This is a genomic window from Dorea sp. OM07-5, assembly GCF_003481355.1.
Taxonomy (GTDB): Bacteria; Bacillota; Clostridia; order Lachnospirales; family Lachnospiraceae; genus Dorea_D; species Dorea_D hominis.
In genome coordinates this window covers 1-16733 of sequence record NZ_QUKZ01000004.1, presented here as the reverse complement: position 1 = coordinate 16733, position 16733 = coordinate 1, and the positions used below count along the sequence as shown (strand labels likewise).

Annotated in this window: 17 protein-coding genes; 3 read left to right on the top strand and 14 right to left on the bottom strand. The window is 39.6% G+C overall.

Features of this window, described 5'->3' with window-relative positions:
• Positions 1–12 precede the first annotated feature (12 nt).
• Positions 13–1542, bottom strand: coding sequence for an isopeptide-forming domain-containing fimbrial protein (locus DXC04_RS04825; RefSeq protein ID WP_118520184.1), 1530 nt, complete (start codon positions 1540–1542; stop codon positions 13–15).
• A gap of 304 nt (positions 1543–1846) precedes the next feature.
• Here DXC04_RS04825 and DXC04_RS04820 point away from each other — a divergent pair, with 304 nt between their 5' ends.
• Together DXC04_RS04820 and feoB are read left to right on the top strand one after the other, a co-directional pair.
• Positions 1847–2071 carry a FeoA family protein gene (locus tag DXC04_RS04820; protein ID WP_021861242.1) on the top strand — a complete coding sequence of 75 codons (225 nt, stop codon included), beginning with the start codon at positions 1847–1849 and terminating at the stop codon, positions 2069–2071.
• A gap of 1 nt (position 2072) precedes the next feature.
• The gene (gene feoB, locus DXC04_RS04815; protein WP_118520186.1) at positions 2073–4163 is read left to right on the top strand and encodes a ferrous iron transport protein B; all 2091 of its coding nucleotides are present in this window, start codon (positions 2073–2075) and stop codon (positions 4161–4163) included.
• A gap of 132 nt (positions 4164–4295) precedes the next feature.
• On the opposite strand, the gene DXC04_RS04810 is transcribed toward feoB, so the two are convergent.
• From DXC04_RS04810 to DXC04_RS04750, 13 genes are all read right to left on the bottom strand, one after another.
• Positions 4296–5123, bottom strand: coding sequence for a PHP domain-containing protein (locus DXC04_RS04810; protein ID WP_117538263.1), 828 nt, complete (start codon positions 5121–5123; stop codon positions 4296–4298).
• A gap of 87 nt (positions 5124–5210) precedes the next feature.
• Positions 5211–5405, bottom strand: a complete 195-nt coding sequence (locus DXC04_RS04805) for a hypothetical protein (protein WP_117538262.1) — start codon at positions 5403–5405, stop codon at positions 5211–5213.
• 66 nt (positions 5406–5471) lie between these two features.
• Entirely contained in the window at positions 5472–6209 is a 738-nt protein-coding gene (locus DXC04_RS04800; protein WP_021861238.1) for a transmembrane protein, read from the bottom strand.
• Between the two features lie 50 nt (positions 6210–6259).
• Positions 6260–6778: a DUF6465 family protein gene (locus DXC04_RS04795; RefSeq protein WP_021861237.1), complete on the bottom strand. Its 519-nt coding sequence runs from the start codon at positions 6776–6778 to the stop codon at positions 6260–6262.
• A 106-nt stretch (positions 6779–6884) separates the two neighbouring features.
• Positions 6885–7745: a YitT family protein gene (locus DXC04_RS04790; protein ID WP_118660210.1), complete on the bottom strand. Its 861-nt coding sequence runs from the start codon at positions 7743–7745 to the stop codon at positions 6885–6887.
• A gap of 40 nt (positions 7746–7785) precedes the next feature.
• Positions 7786–8295, bottom strand: coding sequence for a transcription repressor NadR (locus DXC04_RS04785; RefSeq protein WP_117538259.1), 510 nt, complete (start codon positions 8293–8295; stop codon positions 7786–7788).
• 69 nt (positions 8296–8364) lie between these two features.
• On the bottom strand, positions 8365–10677 hold the full coding sequence (locus DXC04_RS04780) for an ABC transporter permease (RefSeq protein WP_118660208.1): 2313 nt from the start codon (positions 10675–10677) through the stop codon (positions 8365–8367).
• 13 nt (positions 10678–10690) lie between these two features.
• Entirely contained in the window at positions 10691–11389 is a 699-nt protein-coding gene (locus DXC04_RS04775) for an ABC transporter ATP-binding protein (protein ID WP_021861233.1), read from the bottom strand.
• Positions 11390–11585: 196 nt separating this feature from the next.
• A complete protein-coding gene (locus DXC04_RS04770) occupies positions 11586–12908 on the bottom strand; it encodes a sodium-dependent transporter (protein WP_118520190.1) in 1323 nt (440 codons plus the stop codon).
• A 22-nt stretch (positions 12909–12930) separates the two neighbouring features.
• Positions 12931–13152: a tautomerase family protein gene (locus DXC04_RS04765; RefSeq protein WP_021861231.1), complete on the bottom strand. Its 222-nt coding sequence runs from the start codon at positions 13150–13152 to the stop codon at positions 12931–12933.
• Positions 13153–13419: 267 nt separating this feature from the next.
• Positions 13420–14085 carry a hypothetical protein gene (locus DXC04_RS04760; RefSeq protein WP_147366232.1) on the bottom strand — a complete coding sequence of 222 codons (666 nt, stop codon included), beginning with the start codon at positions 14083–14085 and terminating at the stop codon, positions 13420–13422.
• A gap of 87 nt (positions 14086–14172) precedes the next feature.
• Entirely contained in the window at positions 14173–15270 is a 1098-nt protein-coding gene (locus tag DXC04_RS04755) for a zinc ribbon domain-containing protein (RefSeq protein WP_118660204.1), read from the bottom strand.
• A 1-nt stretch (position 15271) separates the two neighbouring features.
• Positions 15272–16111, bottom strand: a complete 840-nt coding sequence (locus DXC04_RS04750; protein WP_118660202.1) for a zinc ribbon domain-containing protein — start codon at positions 16109–16111, stop codon at positions 15272–15274.
• Between the two features lie 200 nt (positions 16112–16311).
• Between DXC04_RS04750 and DXC04_RS04745 the strand changes: the two genes are divergently transcribed.
• Entirely contained in the window at positions 16312–16524 is a 213-nt protein-coding gene (locus DXC04_RS04745) for a helix-turn-helix domain-containing protein (protein ID WP_118660200.1), read from the top strand.
• The last annotated feature ends 209 nt before the right edge of the window (positions 16525–16733 follow it).

Below are 16733 nucleotides of genomic sequence, written 5' to 3'. Positions count from 1 at the left end.
CCTCCTATTCCTCTACTTAGTCTTACGAGCTATTCTACCACAGGTAAATATTACAGTGCAAGAAAGAATACATAAGACCGTAAGAAGTATCAAATCTTGTTCGTCTCCGGTTTTTACAATCTCTTTCTTCTTCACTGACGGTTTTTCTGCCTTTTTCTCTACTTTCACAATCTCAGGTTTCTTCTTTTCTGCCGGTTTTTCCGGTTTCTCCGGTTTTTCTGGTTTCTCTGGTTTTTCCGATTCTTCCACAGTCACGATTTCCGTATCATCCACATCTTCCGCATTATCGGCACGGACGATTACTTCATTTTCAATCTCTTTTCCGATCAGTTTCTCATCCAGAATTTCCACCTGATAAGTCACTGTGTATTTGTCACCGGAATGAATACTTTCCAGAAAATGTTTTGTTTCAATTGTATATGTGTTCTCTTTTACAGAAATAACCGCGTCAGATACAACGCTTTGATCTTTGTCATACAGAATAATAGAATCCGGAAGAAGTCTCACTCCTTCCGTTAGAATCCGGTCTGTGATCGTAACGCCTGAGGCAACCGCCTTCTCAATCTGCTGCGTCACATCTACCGTATATGTAATCCTGTCACCAACTTTATATTTTTTATCTTCCCGGTCAGCGCTCTTTTCCACTTTAAGTTCCGGCTTTTCAATCCATTGCACCGCAAGACTGGTTGGAATATTATCCGCACTTACCAGTTCCCCGACTCCCAGGTGCTGTCCGCCTGCTCCGGTATTAATCACCAGACTTCTCCAATTCTGTCTGTTTTTCCCATAAATGTTGCCTGTTTTCCACGTCTGGGCATTCCATTTTCCCACCGGACACTTCAAATAAAAACGATCGCCGCCGTAAACCGTCACATTTCCTGTCTTTTTTGTCCCTTTTGTTTCATTTACCAGTATTACATCCGCAGGCAGTTTCAGGACAATTGAATTATCTTCATCGCCCTTGCAGGTGATAGTTTTTGTCTTTTGCACTTTTTCATTTTTATCATAAACAGCCGTCAATGTCTTCTCTGAAAAAGCAATATCCGGATCCGGTATTTTCGGAAATGTCTTAATCTTCGCCGTACAGCTTTTCACTTTCTGCTTCATTGTGTCACTTAATCCCAGAAATGCATCACTTGAATCTTTGCATTCGTCATATACATAGGACAAAATACAATGCGACAGACTGTAAGCTTTTTTCTTCTCCTGCCAGTTTTCTCCAAATACAGGTTTCAAATACTTCTGATACCCCGGATTGCCATACGCATAATACAGTGTTTTACTTAAAAGCGTGTCATTCGTCAATTGTTTTGACGTATAGGTTCCGTCATGCGGAGAACTTCGTTTTGGTTCCAGACAATATCCAAGGGTTCCGTCAATATAATAGTAAAACGTTGAATACCCTTCATAAAATACTTCTTCGCCTCTTCTCAGCGACACATCTTTCGCCTCACTTTTTACTGCCGGCACGCAACAGAAAACCAGACAAAGCACCGCCAGAAACCGCACAAAAGGACTCCATGGGAAATTTCTTTTTTTCATAAGCACTACTCCTTCTTCAATTGTAAAATTAAATTGCTAAAACCAGTTACTGTAACTGCCCTCCTTTCCTTTTATGATTTCTCGTTTTGTGAAATTCGGGAAGATCATTTCCCTGTCGGGGGATTCCCCGTACGAATATTGATTATAAAGAATCATCAGAACTTCTTAAGACGAGTGTATTAATCATATAGACGTTTTACACATTTGTCAATACTTTTCAGATTGATATATTCTCTAAAAAATGATATTATAAAAGAATTATTATAGATAATATTTATCATTAACATTAGAGAGGAATACATACATGACATTAAAACAGGGAAACAGTAATACTTCCTATCAGGTTGTTTCCATTCAACTGGAAGAAAAACTGGAACGCCGTCTGGAAGCCTTAGGACTTACGGAAGGCAGTACCATCACAATAATGAATAATCAGAAAAAAGGCTCACTCACTGTGAAATTCCGCGGAACACGTTTTGCTCTCGGAAAAAGAATTGCCAATCATATTGAAGTAAAGGAGCAAAACTGACATGGGACTTGCAGACACAAGAGAAAAAAATAACCAGACTAATAACAACAGCGAAATTATCAATGTCGGATTCATCGGGAATCCAAACTGCGGAAAGACAACGCTTTTTAATGCGTACACAGGCGCGAATTTAAAAGTTGCAAACTGGCCCGGCGTAACTGTTGAAAAGAAAGAAGGAAAAACCTTTTACAAAGGGCAGGAATTTCGTCTGATCGATCTTCCCGGCATTTACAGTCTCTCATCTTATACGATGGAAGAAACCGTATCCAGAGACTGTATTTTAAGTGATGAAGTAGATGTCATTGTAGACGTCATTGATGCTTCCAGTCTTGAACGCAATCTCTATTTAACATTGCAGCTTCTTGAACTTGGCAAGCCGGTTGTACTGGCGCTCAATATGATGGATATCGTTGAAGAACGCGGGCTGGAATTAGATCTTCACCGGCTTCCGGAAATGCTCGGCATACCAGTCATTCCGGTTTCTGCACGCAAACGCACCGGACTATCTATCTTAATGCATGCTGTAGCACATCATAATGATCCTGATGTTCAGGATCCGTTGATTCATCATCACACTGGGAAGTCTTCTCATCACCGACATGATCACCATTCTGAATATGCAATGGTTTACAACGATGAAATCGAAGACAAAATTGATCTCCTGATCAGCCGTCTTTCAAAAAAATATCCGGATATGACAAACAAACGCTGGCATGCGATCAAACTTCTCGAAAACGATCCTGATATCCGCAAACGTCATCCAATTGACTGCGCCGATATTATTGAGCGAAGCTACGAAAAAGATATGATCAATCAGAAATATGATTTTATCGAAGAAGTGATCGGTGAAGTCCTCGTTGGTAAATCAAAAAAAGAAGCAGCTACAGATAAGATAGATTCTTACCTGACGAATCGGTTTCTGGGACTTCCAATCTTCCTTGGCATTATGGCAATTGTATTTTTCCTAACATTTACAATTGGTGATTTTCTGAAAGGATATTTTGAAATTGCATTAGACTACCTGACATCCGGTGCATCTGCCCTTTTACAGGCACTACATGTACACCCGATGCTTTCATCGCTCATCACGGACGGAATCATTTCCGGTGTAGGCGGGATCTTAACTTTTTTGCCAAATATTTTTATTCTCTTCCTGGCACTGGCGTTTTTGGAGGACAGTGGCTATATGGCAAGAGTTGCTTTTGTAATGGATGATATTATGAGCCATCTCGGACTGTCCGGAAAAGCTTTTCTGCCATTACTTCTGGGATTTGGCTGTTCCGTTCCCGCTGTTATGGCATCCAGGGCTTTAGAGCATCCGAAAGACCGGTTCAAAACAATTTTGATCACACCATTTATGTCCTGCAGTGCAAGACTTCCGATTTACGTCCTGTTCTCATCCATGTTTTTTGGAGAACACGCAATGCTCGCCTGCTACTCTTTGTACATACTTGGAATTTTGATTGCGATCACAACCGCCTACATCCTTTCACGTATAGACGGTTCAAAAGCCGATCATGCACTGTTGATCGAGCTTCCGGAATACAAGTCACCAAATGCACACACCATTGCAATTTATGTATGGGAAAAGATCAAAGACTACCTGACAAAAGCTGGAACCGTTATTTTCCTGGCATCTGTTCTGATGTGGATTATTTTAAATTTCGGTCCGACCGGATATGTAACAGATATCAGTCTGAGTTTCGGATCCTATATTGGGAAAGCAATCGTCCCGCTCTTTCGGCCTGTCGGTCTTGGATACTGGCAGATCATTGTCGCACTGATTGCCGGAATTGCCGCAAAAGAAGTGGTTGTGTCCAGTTGCAGTGTCCTTTTCGGGATACAGAATATTACAACCGCACATGGCATGACAACCATGTCTGCCACTTTGGGTACTCTTGGATTCGGTCCTGCAAACGCATACGCTCTTATGGTTTTTTGTTTGCTTTATGTACCATGCACTGCTACCATCGCAACGATTCATAGAGAATTGAACAGTTGGAAATCTACTATATCTATTCTTCTCTATCAATTAGTTACTGCATGGACATGCAGCTGCATTGCTTACCACGTCTGCTCTTTATTATTTTAATCTTGTCTGCGTAAGATTGAAATTTAAAATACTGCACTGACAGGCTTTCCATTAATAGTATTACAGTTGCAAAGGCACATATACGGATTCTTTAATCTTGTATATGTGCCTTTCTCTTTCTCTCAGAAATATCTAAGAATTATGCTCTTTTAAATATTGAATCTCGATTGGATCGATCGGATCCATTGGATTTTCAATCTTACCTTTTTTCCGTCTCTTTCTTCTCTTCAGCAATTCGCCGCCTTTGTTATAAAACCAGAATGAATATGCCAAAAGCTTGCTTGCTTTTCCAATCCTGTCTTTCGTTGTCTTATCGTACAGTTTCCCTCCTGCTTCTATCGGTACTTTCTTCCGTATCAGTGCAATCAACTCTGTCTCACAGGTGACACGCTCCGGAAGAATCGTATATCCCATGGAAACACAATTCAGCTTATGAGAATCACTTCCTCCGATCCCCGGTTTCTTATACTTCTGCGCCAGCTTCCTTGCACCTTCATTCGATGCTTCCGGTTCGCAGGCGTTAAATGCTTCAATAAAATCAAAACGCTTGATAATCTCCGGTGAACGATAATATCTCTTTGTATTCGTAAAGCTCATATATTTCTCGCCACACGGATGTGCCGGTCCTAAAATTCCGCCATGCCTATGCACAAAATCGATCAGCATAGCTACTGGCATTCCACGCATCTCAAGCAAACGCATCTTCACACCTTCCGGCATAATGCAGATGATATGTCCTGCATCACAGGTGTCATACTCGATGCCTTTGAGTACAACAAAATCTTCGTACGCCTTGCCTTTCATCTCGTTCTTCCAGTATCTGTATCCTTTATACGTATCATGGTCGGTGATCAACATTCCGTCAAATCCGTGTGCTTTCAGTTTTGTAATATATTCGTCCAGACTCACTCTGCTGTCAACAGAACCTTCCTTCACATGACAATGCATATCCAGCTTCATAAACAAGCCTCCTTTGCATGAACTTGATTTTATTATATCACATATCATGCAAAATACAACTGATCCGGACTTCTGCCTGTATTTCCCTCAAAACGCTTTTTTTGATTCTTTCGTTCCTGTCACACTACAGCAGAGAATAAGACCTGTACACCAGATCAGAAAATACAGACAATTCGGCAGCTCAACTGCTGTGAAACCAAATAAAAAAGCTGCCATCATCTGAACAAGCACGCCTGTTATCATCTTGCTGTTTTGTAAAAATCTCCTTATAATTCTTCTCATAAAAAAGCACCTCTCCTTCTATAATTCAATACTATAGCAGAAGAGGTGTCTCATAAAACGGACTACTTACTCATCATCTTCATCCGTATCATCATCAAAATCATCCAGTATCATTCTTGCTTTCTCAACTTCTGACTCCACAGAATCCTGTTCTTTTATTTTTTCTGAGAATTTCTTCTCTTTTTTGCCAAGTTTTCTTGACTGCATCATAAACTGTACAATCATGCCGATAATTGCAACAACAACACCGATCACCAGTCTTGCCACTCCTGCAAACGGAAGATCCACAAGCATTACAACTGCTGTTCCAACACTCATTCCGCCGGCAAATGCTGTTACAACGATCATCAGTGGTTCTGTGAAAATCACCGCAAGTATTGCAAGTATCAGAGATACCACAACATAAATTCCGGCGATCAGTAAACTGTGTGGCATATTCGCCGTCACCGCAATCGCCATAGATACTATAAACACCGTGATAAATATACCCAGTTTATGTAGGAAAAACGCAAGCACAGCCATAACGACAGCACAGCCAAACAGAATAATCATCCCTGTCATCTGAGACGGATGCATAACCTGTACAACTCCCGCTCCGATTGCTGCACCAATGCCGAAGCCACAAAGCGCCGTAAATAATTTTACCAGTTTCAGTCCAAACAGTGCAAGCAGCACTCCAACAATGATCATTGCACCAATAATTCCCATATTCATCCGGCTGTTCGGTGCAAGATCGATAAATGCCTGTTTCATATCGGATGTTTTACTTAAAACGTTCTCTAATAATGTCTTTATTTCATCCATATTCGTCTCTCCTTTTGTCCCTTATCTTCTAATCCCCTGTCTTTCACAGTTTAATATTCTACTGCGCCGGTCTCCTCACTGTTGATTACATAATAAACAGCGCCTTCTTCCGGTTTGACATATAGTTCCAGTGTCTTAATCTCCCCGACTCTCTTTCCCTTTTTCGTCCACGCCTTCTTGACTCTGGCGATCATTTCTTTTTCCTCGACCTGCTTGCCATAATATTCCACAAATGTACGGACTTTCATATCCTTCTTAGATGGTCTCTTTGCAGCAGTCTTCTTCACTGCTTCTTTGGCTCCCTTCACTTCTTTGGCTGCTGTCTTTTTTACAGTCTCTTTGGCTGCTTTCGCCTCTTTTACAGCTGTTCTGGCTGCTGTTTTTGCTGTTGCCTTTATCTCTTTCGCAGTATCGCTGACTTTCTCTGCTACTTTTTCTTCTGCAGACTGTGTCTTCTTCTCCTCTGTAAGCTGCGCTTTTTCTGCTGCTTTTTTCTCCTCTGTAAGCTGCGCTTTTTCTATTGCCGCTTTCATTGCTTCTTTTTTCTTTATTACTCGTTTTCTAGCCATGGTATTCCTCCTTACATCGCTACACCAATTTTTTGGTCGCAACTATTATACCATAGCCAGTCATAATTGCAAATTTTTCCTTCGACACATTTCTCATACCTCTGTCTTAATCTGTCGGTTTCTGGTAGAAACGTCCGGATAGCTGCTCTGTCTTCATTACATTGACAAAAGCATGCGGATCGGCTTCTTTGATTGCTTTCATAACCTTTTTGATCTCAGCGCTTGATATAACAGAATAAACGACCTTACGTTCACGGTGTTCATAAGATCCTTCACCTTCCATGATCGTAGCACTGTGATTGCACACTCTTGCAATTGCTTCATAAACATCTCTTGCGTGATTCGTTACAACAAGCACTGTATTCTGCTGATATTTTTTATACAGCTCATGAAGCACCTGCGTTGACGCATACTGGAAAATAATCGAATACAGCGCTTTATCCCATCCGAACAGTACACCTGCTGCCGCAAGGATGATCACATTCAGTCCAAGAACCATATTCCAGGAATCGATTCCTTTCTTATCTGACAGATAAATTGCAATAAAGTCAGTTCCTCCACTGGTCGCATTGACCGCAAGACACAGGCTGATTGCCAGTCCATTGATCATTCCTCCAAAAATACTGATCAAAAGTGTATCATACGTGATCGCATATCCCGGCAACATATCTGTCAGCACACTGGTCAATACGATCATCAGACAGGAATACAATGTAAACTTTTTACCGATAAAGCGAAATCCGATATAGATCGGCACTGCATTCAGCAGCACATTGACGAATGTATATGGAATCGCAATATGGAAAAACAGTTTTGCACTTCGCTGAACAAGAAGTGTAAGTCCTGTCGCACCGCCCGGATACAGTCCTCCGGCACGCACAAACGTCTTAATGTTTAATGCCATCATCAACGCCGCAAAACATACAACTACAATTCGCTTCAAATCATTTTTTGCTTCAAATTTCATTTTCCCTCTTCCCCTTGAGGTACAACATCTGTCGATGTCTTTAGTCCTCAACTAAATATCCTTTCTCTCTTAACATATTTTCTATCATGTCCAGTGTCTCTTCACTATCTGCATGCACCTCATGGTAATGATAGTTTGATGTGATATTCTTAAGCGGACTGGATTTGCCACTCCTTATATCTTCCAGAAATTCCCACGCAAGTCTCCGAGACGTAATATGAAGCTTCGCCTCCATCCGTCCATATACTTTATGATTCACAATAACCGTCTCCACGCAGCCTCCCAGATCCACAATTGAATAGAGCTCATCTTCCATCTGTTCATCTGTATGCTGCACTTTAAAAATACGTTTTACACTCTTCGGACTGTTCAGAATATATCCTCTGTTCGTAGATATGATATCATATCCGGCTGCACGCATCAGAGCGATATCCTGAACGATCACCTGACGGCTTACATTGTAAAAGGACGCCAGTTCCTTCCCCGGAACCGGCATCCTGTTTTCCTGCATTGTGGCAATTATCTTATCTCTTCTTTCAGAACCGGTCATACTTTCGTGTTTTCCTCCCACTGCACTATGATAGTTCTATTATACTACAAATATTTTCTGATTCAAACCTTATTCTACATTTTTTAATGCTTCATCCATCGGAACCTTCTGAATCTTTCTGTATTCCAGCGCTGCAACTACTGCATAAGTTACTGCTCCGATTACGAACATTTCTACATAAATCATCGGATCTATCCACAGTGTGATCCAGCCGGAAATGCTGGCTAGCATCATCTCCCGGAAGATTATTTTCATAAATGTTTCTTCTATCGGAAAACTGAACAAAAGGCAAAGTATTACAACGATCGATGTTGATAATATATATAACCTGCCAATCTCTCCATTTGTGTATCCAAGAATTTTCGCCATAGATATCGACTGTGCATTTTTCTCTATAATGATCTTGGACAGCAGATAAATGAGTACAAGGAAAATTGCAACTGCAAATCCGTTGACCAGTCCCATCATATTTCCCATCGACACATCCAATTGTCTGGATACTTTTGTAAGTGCACTCAAATCAATGACAGAACCGATATATTTTTCATCAATATCCGTAATCTTTGTTTTTGAAAAATAACCACTGTAATAATCGGTTCCCAGATCAAATGTTTTATTCAGCTTCTGCTGATCCATAAAGACACAGAGTGCACCGCTGTATTGGTAGATTCCTTTTACTTTAAAAGAATAAGTATCTTTTTCGTATTTCTCTTTTAACTTGATCATGTCACCTTTTTTAATCTGGAATTTATCCGCATAGGCGCTTGAAATATAAACGCCATCTTTCGTGTCAACTTTCACATAGTCACTGTCCGGATCCACACCATAAAGCATGATTTCTTCTGTTTTATATTTTCCCGGGAGTGTATCCAGACTGTAAGCACTGAATTCTTCCGCATCCGGATTGTCCGTCTTTGTTCCAGCTGAAAACTCCAGCATGGAAATCAGTCTGTCCAGTTCATTTCCACTTGCCGCTGACACCGGCGCTTCTAACAGATACTGATATTTTGCCAGAAGCCCGTTCTGGATCTCCACCTGATAATGACTCAGTACTGACGGAAGCAGCAGTCCGAAGAACAGCAGAAGATTTGCAAATAATATACCTGTAAATAATACCAGATAATTACTCTTGTTCTGGAAAATAATTCGCAGCCTGAAGCGATGGAAAATGCTTGTTTTCGGGCTTAAATACATCGCCTTTTTCTTCTTTTTACCAGACAGATCTCTTCTTAAAAACTGTAACGGAGATAATTTTAATTTGTGATGCAATACCATATAATTAATCAGCAACATGATCAACACCGGCACAACCGTTGTCAGCAGAAATGCTTCTCCGTTCCATACAGTTACATAAGTCGGCAGACTGTAACTGCCGTAATACATCCCTGCACATACATTTTTCAGCACCGTATATCCAAGTATATTTCCAATCAATGCGCCAGCCAGCGTCACGCATATCGGAAGAACCATATAATGATGTATCAGTTCTTTTCTTGTGTAGCCGGATGCCCTGAGCGTTCCGATGACAGCTGCTTCATTTCGTATCGTATTGCTGATCGTCACGCCAAATACAAATGCCATGATCACAATAACCATGTAGAGAAGTACGATGATCATCGCACGGTCACTTCCCATGTCCTCTCCGGTGAAATTGATCGCCTGATTCTGATATCTTGGAACGAAGCTCTCCAGCGTAACTTCTTTGCCAATGTTTTCCATCAGGTCTTCCGCTACCTCTTTTTCCAATTTCTCATTCTCCGGTTCCTTGTTGTAAGTCCATGAATAGTTGTATTGACATGCCTTTTTATCCAATGTCTGAAATCCTTTATCCGTCACTATCGCAACACCGAATTTCACTGCATCAAACATCGTATCACTGTTATTCTGGAACAGGCAGCTATAATCAGAAAGTGCCACCAGCCCCGTAATCTTCCATATCTTGCCTTTACTCTTCATTGTATCGCCAACAGCGAGCTTATTGTTATCCGCATACATACGGTCGATTGCCATCTCGTCCGCCTTCTTTGGAAGACTTCCTTTCATAAGACAAACTTTGTTGACCTGTTTCCGATTTTTGAAGAAACGTATGGTGCTTTTGTTGGACATTGTCTGCTCGATATAATAATTTTCATAAAGCTTTATGTCATTTTTTTCTATTTCTTCTTTCTGTGCCGGGTAAATCTTTTCTTTGACACGGAAATTTCCATTTTCAATATTATATTTGGCGAATCCTTCATTATATGCTTTCAGCATACTTCCATCTGCTACAAGGAAGCCGGATACAAATCCGATCGTAGCTACCATCAGAAGGAATACAACCAGGTATTTTCCCAACTCTCCCTTTAATTCCCGCGGGAGTCTTTTACGCAAAGGACTCTTCATCTGTTCGTCCTCCTTACCATTCCAGTTCTGCTGCCGGAATTTTATTCTTATTTAATATATTGCTCCGGATACCACCATCTTTTAATTTTACAACACGGTCTGCCATATCCTTGATCGCATCATTGTGTGTTACCATGATAATAGTATTTCCGTATTTCAGATTCACCTTCTCAATCAGTTTCAATATCTCTTTTGACGTATGATAATCCAAAGCTCCGGTCGGCTCATCACAGAGCAGGATATCCGGATTTTTTACAATGGCACGACCGATCGCGGTACGCTGCTGCTGTCCGCCGGATAACTGATTCGGCAATTTCCTCTGGTGTTCTGTCAGTCCTAATATATTTAAAAGATCATCCACCGGAAGCGGCTGATCGCTTAAGTACGCTCCTACTTCAATATTTTCCCGCACAGTCAGATTCGGGATCAGATTATACATCTGGAAAATGTATCCAAGGTGCTTTCTGCGGTACAGCGATAATCGTTTCTCCGACATATCTTCCAAACGTTCACCTTCAATTGTGATGCTTCCGTCATCTGCTCCGTCGATTCCTCCAATAATATTAAGAAGTGTGGACTTTCCAGAACCGGACGGTCCTAAAAGCACACAGAATTCGCCTCTCTCAATCTCCAGATTCAATCCTTTTAATACTTCTACCCGGTTTTCCCCGGAACCAAAAGATTTTTTTATTCCCTCTATTTTTAAAAACATCTCATTCCTCCCTGGATTTTGATTTTGTTTCTCATTTTCATGTTAGTTCACGCTAACTTTTTTGTCAAGTATAAAGATTGTGTCTCGGCACAATCTTTTCCGGAAAGCTTTCTATGTCACAGGAACATTACGGAGTAATTTCCTATGGCATAGGAAAAGGTCTGTGAAAATATATATTTTCACAGACCTTTTCTTCTTATCCGATACCTCCAAGTGCAATTCCAAGAATCAACACAATGAAACACACCGGTACATATACATATTTACAAATTGTATAGAAAGAAGCGCGATAGTCCTTCTCTCTTCCAAGGTTCACCTGGGCTTCTACATATTTCTTACCGCATACCCAGAAGAACATGATACCTGCAAGTCCCGCTCCGAGCGGACAGATATATACGGATAAAACGTCCATCCACTGTGACACAATTCCCTGGATTACCAGCGAAACAATCACACCGACCACTGCGATCACACCGCATGCCGGAACACGTGACAAATGCAGTTTCTCCTGCACGGTAGCAATCGGTGCTTCGTAGAGATTGATCAGCGATGTCATACCTGCAAGCAATACTGCCACGAAGAAAATAATTGCGATCACCGGCCCACCCGGCATGGTCTTAATCAGATTCGGCAGGAAAATAAATAAAAGTCCCGGTCCGCCCTGATTCAGCTGTGCACCTGTTGTTGCCATCGCCGGAATGATCACCAGCGCCGCAAGAATTGCCGCAATCGTATCAAAGAATGCTACTCTTCCCGCAGATGCCGGAATGTCTTCTTCATCTGACAGATACGATCCATAGATCAACGTTCCGTTTCCTGCTACAGACAGGGAAAAGAACGCCTGTCCCAATGCAAAGATCCATGTTGCCGGATCACTGAATGCTTTTGGATCGATCCGGAATATGTAATGATATCCGGCTGATGCCCCCGGCTGAAATGCTACATAAATCCCAAGTATCACAAACAATGCGAAGAATATTGGCATCATAACTTTGTTTGCTTTTTCAATTCCACTTCCGACACCAAGCATCAGAATCAGCATACATGCAGCCAGTGCAACGATCTGCCATAAATTATTTCCAAATGCAGATGCCATCTGTCCAAACTTTGCACCAAATGCCTCTACATTTTCCGGCTCTAACGTTGCTCCGGTAAATGTTCCTACAGCGTATTTCAAAATCCAGCCCATAACAACCGTATATCCGATTGCCATAGCAAGAGATCCGATCACCGGGATCATTCCCAGTGCTTCTCCGCTCTTCCTTCTTCCTCTTTTCTCACATGCGATTCCAAATGCATCGATCGGTCCGGACTTTGCAGCCCTTCCAAAACTCATCTCACCGATCACGCCGGTAGAACCGATCAAAATCACAAACAGAAAATACGGAATCAGGAAAGATCCTCCACCGTACAGCGACACTCTGGTCGGAAACATCCAGATATTGCCCATTCCTACGGCAGAGCCAATGCAGGCGCAGATAAATCCCCACCTACTGCTAAACGACTCTCTCTTATTCATACCTCATTCCCTAATCCGTGCATTACTCTGCACGGAACATCTTTCCGGCATAAATTTTGTCATCCGGTGTTGCTGCACCGACTTCTTCATTCCATTTCTTCGGATCTACATCCTCTACCGAAACTGACAGGTTCTCTGCCGGAATCTGAAGTTCCTCTGCTGCAGTCTTTAATAACTTCTCTGCAAGATTCTTCTTAATTTCATCATTTCTTCCCGGAAACATTTTAACATCGATATGTGGCATAATATTATCCTCCTTGTTTTTTTATTCTTATACCCGTTTTGCATGTAAGCAAACGATATCGTCTGCTTTCTATTGTGCCTAATTTTGCGGGGAATGTCAATCTGTTTAGATATTATTCTGCAATAGAATAAGCAATTTCAACCTCATATTTTGTAATTTCATTTTGCAAAACACCGCTGAATATCAGTCATTAACCTCATATTCAGCGGTATTCTTATTTCCATCTATTTTTTACTAACTCATCATATCTAAAAATCCATTGCTATATTACCAACATTTTTTTGAACGTGTATTAGACCAGGATCCATATACTGAAATTCCATTTACCTTTTTACAAGCACGAACTCTAATTTTAATTTTCTCAATGTCAGAACCTTCTATAGATACTGATCTATTTGATTTAGATTTCTTTTCATACATTGTATTCCATTCACTCCAGCAATATGTTTTCAACTGACATTGATATCCCATTGCCCCGGATACTTTATTCCATGTTGCTGTATATCTCATGACATCCGCATGAGGTGTTGGATATTTTCCTTTTATCGCTGATAATTTAGGAGCTTTGATTACATTATAAACTTTGTACACACCGTTGTATTTCTTCTGTGACTTTTTGGAAAACTTCGCTTTGATCTTATTAATCTTCCCTGATTTATAATAAATCTTAACTGTTTCTTCGCCATTTTTATCTTCCCACCACATATGACCTTGAAACCGTGTTCCGTATAGTTTTGTCTTCATAATATGAGAGCTGTTGCTTTTCCGGAAAGCTGCTGTCATTGTCCATCCATCTTTTGAAATATTCACAGCAGCGGTATTGCTTCCTTTCTTTAACGCAGCGGACTCTGCATGAACATTTAGTCCACATACCCCAAATATTCCAATCGCCAAACATAAAGTTGCTAAACACTTTACAACTTTTAAATGCATCTTCTTTTTCACTTTTCCTTCCTCCCATTTCTTGTAATATTATTTTTTGTGATTGCATTACCACGTAATAATTATAGAATGCACTTTTTAACTTGCATTTAAATTATATTTTTGATCATTCAATGCATAACATAATGGTCTAACCATCTGCATCGTGTCATCAGCAAAGCCATTTATCGCATGGACCTCAAAATTATTCTTACCTGTCCATACCATTCGAATCGTTTCTCCTGCATCAAGCTTAAAATCGACCGTTTTTGAATTTATTACATTTCCATAATACTCAAAATCATCATAATCCGGAATATGAATATCAATTTTAACTTCTTTTTCTGAAGTCGGAGTCACTCTGATGGTTGTATGATCATTTTCTGTGTCCAGATTAAAATATTCTGTACTGTATTTTAAAATAAATCCATTCTGCTGTTGCTTCTGCTTAGCTGCAGCTTCCTTTCTTTGTTTTTCCTTTGCTTTTTCTTCAAGTGCTTCCTTATTTTGCGAGGTCTCACTTGAAGAATTTTGATTATCGTTTACTTCCTTTTCCGAATCATCTTTTTTATCATCCGATTTATTACTTGTCTCATCCTTTTCTTCCGTAGAATAATCCGGTTTGTATTTGTTTAGATAATTATAGAATTTATTCCATTTTCCACCTTCAAAATAATAATTATCCTCTTTATCAATATAAACCAGCAAATCTAAACAATGTTCTTTTTGTGAGGCCTGAAATACTGCATGCGTCTCTTCGCCATCGATTGAACTGCACATAATATATTCATTTCCTTTGTCATCCGCTGCAAATCCATCAATAAACGAATCTTTATTTTTATTCTTAATGGCATCAAACACTATTACATCTTTATTCTTTCGCATTGTGTAGGTGCTATATTTGTTATCTGATTCGGTATCAAATGGCCATTCCGCAGTTTTTATAAACTTTGTTAAATTTTCTCTTTCTTCAGCTTTTGCCTTTTGGTTCTGTAAATAATTAATTCCCGCGACAGCCACAACTATCATAATCACTACTATGCAAAGTATGGTTATCTTTCCTTTTTTAGAGGCTCCATTCGCAGCTTTCTTTTTACCTTTCTCCTCATAATCCTCTAACTTCTGCCTGGCTCCGCATTCCGGACAATATTTTTCATTTTTCTCCAACTGCGCCCCACAATTACTACACCATTTCATACTATTCTTCACCTCTCTCTATTTTCGCTCCACATGAAGAACAGAATGCTGCATCACTCGATACTTTTCCCCCACAATTAGGGCATGTTGTTGATATCACATATTCTTTGATCGGTGCTCCACACTCTGAACAAAACTTTTCATTCGCTGATGCTTTTCTTCCACACTGTGAACATTGATATTTTTTCACTATTTTCTGTTCAACAACTATTTTTTCACCACAGTTAGGACAAAACTTTTTGCCACGCTGAATTTTATTTCCACACTTTTTACACTCGACAAATGCAGAGGATTGTATAGATGCTCCTATTTCACGAGCAACATTAGAAATATTTTTAACATTTATATTCTTAAGATTATTATTCGTCTCATTAGAAGAAGCGGACATTACTCCCTTCTTTTTTAACATTGTGATGACAAGAATCAACACGTTACAAAGTAAGGCGATCCAAAATCCTATTAATTTAGGAATCTTTAAAGAATTATCAACTAAAGTCACTTCTACCTGTGCTGGTTTCAAGATAGAACATGTGATAAACATTGCAACTATTGACCAGATTGGCAATATCAGATAAAGATATTTCTCATATTCTTTAAGTGCCTTCACAAAAGGAATAGCTATTATGATAATCGGCATAATATAAAATAAAACTCCAAATACAGAATAAGATATCATACCAAAACCTGTAATACTCGTAGAATAATCAGCACCCACTCCAAAAGCACTTACCGATACATCAAATGAAATCCACGGCAGAAAGAAACTTATAATGTTTACAATTGCAATGATCGAACGTGGTTCTTTTGTAATTTTCTTAATATAATCCATTTTCTTTTTCATGATAGAAATAATCTATCATTTCCCTCCTTTTTTTAGTTTGCATTAAAATCGCATCATTTGCCACTTAATGAATCCCTCTTTTTCAATGCGGCCTCTTTCTTTTCTCCTGCATATATCTCATGTATGCATTATATAACTTATGCATAAGTTATTCAATAAGATTTTTTCTTATATAATTGTAAAATAGCAGGAGGAAAATCATGGTACGATTACGAGTTTTAGATATTTTAAAAGAACAAAATCATACAAAATACTGGCTTTATAAACAGATGGATTTAAGTTACCAAAATTTTAATCGCATGGTAACAAATCAAACCAACTCCATCCGTTTTGAAAACCTTGATGCATTAAGTCGTATTCTTAATTGCCCAATAGGCGATTTGTTTGAAAAAACGGATTCTCTTGATAATTGACTTTGGTTTTATCCACTTGTATCTTTTTTTCTTATCTTAACAAAATGCCCAGACAATTTATGTCTGATTAAAATTAAATTTTACTTTTCTTTTAAATTATCTGTTACTTCCACAATCGAGTAGGAGGGAAAATTAAATAAATTTTCCCGACCTCTCACACCACCGTACGTCAGACTGTCTAACGATTAGCAAAAATGTTATAATTAAAT